At 74.9% G+C, this 5,885-nt stretch carries 6 protein-coding genes; 5 read left to right on the top strand and 1 reads right to left on the bottom strand.

Annotation, left to right across the window (positions count from 1 at the left end):
• Window positions 1-515: 515 nt before the first annotated feature.
• A complete protein-coding gene (locus POF43_RS34235) occupies window positions 516-758 on the bottom strand; it encodes a hypothetical protein (protein ID WP_271317050.1) in 243 nt (80 codons plus the stop codon).
• A 261-nt stretch (window positions 759-1,019) separates the two neighbouring features.
• Here POF43_RS34235 and POF43_RS34230 point away from each other — a divergent pair, with 261 nt between their 5' ends.
• From POF43_RS34230 to POF43_RS34210, 5 genes are all read left to right on the top strand, one after another.
• Window positions 1,020-2,051 (top strand): enoyl-CoA hydratase/isomerase family protein, encoded by a 1,032-nt coding sequence (locus tag POF43_RS34230; protein ID WP_271324906.1) that lies wholly within the window; start codon window positions 1,020-1,022, stop codon window positions 2,049-2,051.
• 392 nt (window positions 2,052-2,443) lie between these two features.
• Complete coding sequence (locus tag POF43_RS34225) at window positions 2,444-3,172, top strand: response regulator transcription factor (RefSeq protein WP_271317048.1); 729 nt, start codon at window positions 2,444-2,446, stop codon at window positions 3,170-3,172.
• Window positions 3,169-4,647 (top strand): sensor histidine kinase, encoded by a 1,479-nt coding sequence (locus POF43_RS34220; RefSeq protein ID WP_271317047.1) that lies wholly within the window; start codon window positions 3,169-3,171, stop codon window positions 4,645-4,647. The genes POF43_RS34225 and POF43_RS34220 overlap by 4 nt, the downstream gene beginning before the upstream one ends.
• Before the next feature lie 154 nt (window positions 4,648-4,801).
• A complete protein-coding gene (locus POF43_RS34215; protein WP_271317046.1) occupies window positions 4,802-5,263 on the top strand; it encodes a hypothetical protein in 462 nt (153 codons plus the stop codon).
• On the top strand, window positions 5,260-5,544 hold the full coding sequence (locus POF43_RS34210; RefSeq protein WP_271324907.1) for a hypothetical protein: 285 nt from the start codon (window positions 5,260-5,262) through the stop codon (window positions 5,542-5,544). The genes POF43_RS34215 and POF43_RS34210 overlap by 4 nt, the downstream gene beginning before the upstream one ends.
• The last annotated feature ends 341 nt before the right edge of the window (window positions 5,545-5,885 follow it).

Here is a 5,885-nt window from a genome sequence, read left to right as displayed (position 1 = left end):
GGTCACGGGGGGTGCCGACGGTGGGGGCGGCTCCGCCCGGGGCGGCGAGGGCGGCGGTGCGGGCGACCGCCACGGGGGCGCGGGCCGTCAGGGGCAACCGGCCGGCGCAGTCCGTTCCGGACGACAGCGCGCCGGGCCGCCACCGTCGGCACCCCCCGTGACCAGCGGCATCGTACGCCGACGTCAGGCGCGCAACACCGCATGAACGACCGGACACGTACACGGCACGAACGGGTCGGCACGTACACCGCACGAACGAGTCGGCACGTACACCACACGAACAGGCCGACCCGTACACCACACGAACAACCCGGCACGTACACCACACGAACAGGCCAGCACGTACACCGCACGGACGACCCGGCCCGTAACACCGCACGGACGCCTCACGCACGGTGCGTGACAGGACCGCGGACCCCGGCATGACTCGCGGGGTCCGCGGATTCGTATCACCGCACGGCCGGGCGGCACCCGGCAGGTGCCGCGCGGCCGTTCAGCGCGTGACCTGGGGAGGGTCAGCGCGTGTGGTGACGCCAGTGGCCGACGTGGTGGGTGGAGTGACGGTGGTGGACCCAGCCGTGCTGGTGGTGGATCTGACGGTGGTGGCCGCGCTGGCCGTGACCGCCGTCCGAACCGTGCTGACCGGAGTGTTCCGTGGTGGCGGCCGACGCGCCGCCGGCGGCCAGCATGACAGCGGCGACGGCACCGGTGAGCGCCTTGATACCGGTGGAGACCGCAGAGGCGGAAAGGAACTTCATGGGTTGTGCCTCCAACAGGGTTGCAGGGGTGCACGGATGGCACCCGACCTGTCAACGAGGCGGTCACGGTTCGGTATGGGTGAAACGTGATGATTTTACCCAATCACGACCTGGACCGGCCGGCCGGCACGTATACCGCACGGCGCGGCGCACGTACCCCGCGGTGCGGCCGGCGCGGCAGTGCTCCCGCGGGGCGACCGTAGAGTTGACGGTCCCAGGACCACCGAGGGCCCGACGGCCCACCGAGGAGTGAGCGAAGCGATGCCGCGTCCCGTGCAGACCTCCGTCAGCGACGGCGTCGGACAGCTGGTGCTGGACCGGCCCGAGGCGCTGAACGCGCTGGACCTGGAGATGATCGCGCGGATGTCCGGCGCGCTGGACGCGTGGCGGGACGACGACGCGGTGCGCGCGGTGCTGGTCACCAGTTCCTCGCCCAAGGCGTTCTGCGCCGGCGGCGACATCCGCGCGGTGCGGCGGGCCGCCCTGGACCTCGACCCGGACACGGTGCGCCGCTACTTCGTCGCCGAGTACGCCCTCGACGCCGCCGTCGCCGACTTCCCCAAGCCGTACGTCAGCCTGATCGACGGCTACGCGCTCGGCGGCGGCCTGGGCATCTCGGTGCACGGCCGCTACCGCGTGGTGACCGAGCGGGCCGCGCTGGCGATGCCGGAGACCGGGATCGGCTTCTTCCCGGACGTCGGCGCCGGCCACTTCCTGTCCGGGCTGCCCGGCGCGACCGGCATGTACCTGGGCCTGACCGGCACCCGGGTCTCCGGCGCCGCGGCGGTCGAGTGCGGCCTGGCCACGCACTACGTCGACTCCGCCGACCTGCCCGCCCTCACCGCGGACCTCCTGCGCGACGGCGGCCGTTCCACCGGCGAGGTGCTGACCCGGTACGCGGTCACTCCCCCCGCCTCGGAACTGCACGGGCTGCGCCCGGCGATCGACCGGTGCTTCGGCGGGCCCTCGCTGGACGGGGTGCTGGAACGGCTCGGCGCCGAAGGGGGCGAGGGCGGCGAGTGGGCCGCCGAGACGCTGGCGGTGCTGGAGCGGATGTCGCCGTCGTGCCTGGTGCTGACCTTCGAACTGCTGCGGCGCGGCGCCCGCTCCACGCTGCGCGAGTGCTTCGCCCGGGACCTGCTGCTGGCCGAACGCCTGGCCACCACGCCCGACTTCGCCGAGGGCGTGCGCGCCGCGCTGGTCGACAAGGACCGCACCCCCCGCTGGTCCCCCGCCACCCTGGCCGACCTCGACCCGGCGTACCGCGGCCGGCTGCTGTCGATGCTGGACTGACCCGGGCGCCTCCGGCGGGGTGGCGGCGCCCGGGTCGGCGGTGCGAGTCGGCGACGGCGGGGTACGTCCGCGACGGCGAGGGCCTGGCCGAGCGCGTAGGTCTGCGAGGGCGGCGTAGGTCTGCGAAGGCGGCGTGGGTCCGCGACGGCGGGCGCCGGGCCGACAGCGGTGGCCAGGCGGCGGTGCCCGGCCGGGGACGGGAAGTCGGCGGTGGTGATGCGGCCGGACGGCGCGGGTCCGCGACGGCGGCACCGGGCCGAGAAGCCGGCGGAGACCGGGCTCCACGGCCGTGGCCGGCGCCGGCGGCAGGGGCTCGCGCGGCCGGCCGGGCGGACCGGCGGCCGTGCGATGCTGGGCCGGTCCCGGTGCCCCCACCCCGAGGAGCCGCCCGCATGAACGCCTCTCCGCCGCCGTCCTGGCCGGCGTCCACCGCCGAAGGGACCGGCCGCGTCCTGGTGGTCGACGACGACGCGGCCATCCTGCGGTCGCTCGGCCGGGGCCTGCGGCTCAACGGCTACACGGTGTCGCTGGCCGGCGACGGGCAGGACGCGCTGGACCGGCTGGCCGAACAGCCCGTCGACGTCGTCGTGCTCGACGTGTCGATGCCGGGGCTGAGCGGCACGGACGTGTGCCGGCGGCTGCGGGCGGCCGGCGACGACATCCCGGTGCTGATGCTGTCGGCGCTGGACGAGGTGGCCGACCGGGTCGCCGGGCTCCAGGCGGGTGCCGACGACTACCTGGTCAAGCCGTTCGCGCTCCAGGAGCTGCTGCTGCGGCTCCAGGCACTGCTGCGCCGCCGGCCGGCCGCGCCCGCCGGGACCGTACGGGCCGGTGACCTGGAACTCGACCCGCTCTCCCGCGAGGTGACCTACCGCGGCGCGCCGGTCCGGCTGACCCGGCGCGAGTTCGAGCTGCTGGAGGTGCTGGCCCGCAACGCCGGAGTGGTGCTCACCCGCGACCAGTTGCTGGACCGGGTGTGGGGCTACGACTTCGAGGTGCGCACCGACGCGGTGGACACGTTCGTCAGCTACCTGCGGCGCAAGCTGGAGGCGGGCGGGCGGCCCCGGCTGATACAGACGGTGCGCGGTGTGGGCTTCGTGCTGCGGCCGGAGGCGTCATGAGACTGTCGACCCGGATAGCCATCGCGGTGGGGATCACCGTGCCGCTGCTGGTGCTGGCCTCCGGCGCGCTGCTGCTGCGGCTGGTGACCAAGGACGCCCGCTCCGAGGTGGACGCCCACCTCCAGGCGCGGGCGGCGGTCGTGATGCCGCTGGCCCGTACCGTCCTGCGGGGCGAGCGCACCGGCCGCGAGGGCGTGGAGCAGAACCGGGAGCACCGGCTGTTCTCGGTGGCGCTGGACGTCGGGGTCCGGGTGGTGTCCGGCACCGGCGGCTCGGTCGTCGCCGAGGGCGGCCCGCAGCCGTCCGACACCGTGCCGCTGCCGGCGGTGGCGCGGGCGCGGAACCCGGTGACGGTGGCCGCCGGCGGCGACAGCTGGCGGGCGCTGGCGCTGCCGGTGCAGGGTGGGCAGGCCGGCGACACGGTGTGGGTCTTCTCGCCGAAGTCCGCGGTCGACGCCGACGGCGCCGGCGCGGTGCGGCGCCGGATCCTGCTGATCGCGTTGTTCGCCGCGCCGGTCTCCGCGCTGCTGGCGCTGGCGATCGCCGAACGGGCCACCCTGCCGCTGCGCCGGCTCCAGCGCCGGGCCGGCGGCCTCGACCCGCGGGTCAGCAGCGCCCGGCTGGAGCACACCGTCTCGCGGGTCACCGAGGTCGACGACCTGGCCAACACCCTGCAGACCATCCTGGCCCGCTACGACGAGCAGGCGGCCCGGACCGGGGAGGCGCTGGAGACGGCGCGGTCCTTCTCGGCCGCCGCCTCCCACGAGTTGCGCACGCCGCTGATGAGCATGCAGACCAACCTGGAGATCCTGGCCGGCCACCCCGATCTGGACGCCGGGGAACGCGCCGAGGTGGTCGCCGACCTGCGGGCCGAACACGCCCGTCTCCAGGGCCTGTTGGTGACGCTGCGGGCGCTGGCGCAGGGCGACCTGGTGGAGGCGGACTCCTTCACGCCGGTCGACCTGGGCGAGTTGCTGGAGGCGTCCGCCGCCGACGCCGCCCGCCGCCACCCCCGTGACCGGATCACCGTCGTGGCCGCCGGCGGCCTGCGGACCAGCGGCTGGGAGCCGGGGCTGCGGATGGTCGCCGACAACCTGCTGACCAACGCCCTGGTGCACGGCCGCTCCCCGCGCACCGGCGTCACCACCGTCGAGGTCACGCTGGCCGCCGGGCCCGGCGGCGCGCTGCTGACGGTGGACGACCACGGCCCCGGCATCCCGCCGAACGCGCGCGAGCAGGTCTTCCAACGGTTCCGGCGCGGCGCCGACAGCCCCGGAACCGGGCTGGGGCTCACGCTGGTCGCCCAGCAGGTCGCGCTGCACCGCGGCACGATCCGGATCACCGACCGGGCCGACGGCCGGATCGGCACCCGTTTCGAGGTCTGCCTGCCGCTCACCGGCGAGACCAGCGCCACCCTTCAACTGCCGCTCCACCGCGACTGGTTGACCGGTTCGCTGCCGCGGCTGCGGGTCTGACCGGGGTGCCGGGCGGGCGCGGTGCGTTCTGGGGAAGGCCACAAGGAAACCACAAGAAGCATCCCTAGGGTCTTCCTCACGCGGCCGGTCCAGCTCGACGGCAGGACGGACCGCGCCCCCACGAAACGCACCTGATGAAGTGGAGACAGCCATCATGCAGCGTCGTACAGCGGCGATGACCGCGACCGTCGCAGGACTCGTCCTCACTGGCTCGCTCGCGATCGGCGTGGCGCCCAGCTACGCCTCGACCGCCCACGCCTCCTCCGCCAAGGCGACCAGGTCCGCGCCGAAGACCGACGGGGCCAAGGCGCTGTGCCGCCGGGTCCCGAAGCTGGAGCGCCGGGTCAACAAGGCGGTCACCCGGCTGGACGCCGGCGCGGGCACCCCCGGGTCGATCGCCCGGCTCCAGGACCGGGTGAACAACGCCACCAGTGAGGGTCACACCGCCGTCGCCAAGCTCCTCGGCGACCGGCTGACCTACCGCAAGTCCCTGCTGCCGAACCTCAAGCAGCGCCAGACCGACCTGAAGTCGGTCGCCGACTGGTGCCTGACCACCCGGAACAGCACCAACTCCGGCTCCGGCACCGGTTCCTCGACCAGCTCCAGCGCGTCGTGACCCGGCGCCACCGGCTGTCGGTGACCGTGGCGGCGGTCCTGGCGCTGCCGATCCTGGCCACCGCGGGCTGCTCCTCGCACTCCACCGCCTCCGCGCCCGCTTCCGCACCGGCCTCCGCGCCCGCCTCGTCGGCCTCGCCGGCGGCCGGGTCGGGCGGTTCCGGCTCGGGCTCGTCGAGCTCGTCCGGCTCGTCGGCCGACCAGCTCCAGCAGATGCAGAAGAAGGTCGACGCGGCACAGAGCGCCGCCGACGCGGCCGACAAGGACGCGCAGAGCAACTGAACACCGCACCACTCCCCATGTCCGGGGCCCGCCACCCGAACGGCTGGCGGGCCCCGGACGTTTGTTGCGTCCGGCCGATCCCGCTCCGACCTGCGGGAACGCCGTCCCGGTCGGTACCGGCGTTACGACGTCCGGGTGAGCTTCGGCGATTTGTTCGGATCGCACCGGGCGCGCCGGGCGGCTTTCCTCGGAGAAGCCGGGACAGCGTGACCCCGGCGAGGGCCCGCCCCCCACAGGCCGGAAGGCCCGGTACCGCGCCGGCCCCACCACCCCGGCGCGGCCGGACCTTCCACCCCGCCGTGGCCCGACCCCGCGCGTCGTCGGGGGACGGCTCCACCGTT

The organism is Streptantibioticus silvisoli, from assembly GCF_027947535.2.
In the GTDB taxonomy this organism is placed as follows: Bacteria; Actinomycetota; Actinomycetes; order Streptomycetales; family Streptomycetaceae; genus Streptantibioticus_C; species Streptantibioticus_C silvisoli.
The sequence above is the reverse complement of the archived record's forward strand: the minus strand, read 5'-3'. Positions and strand labels throughout refer to the sequence as shown.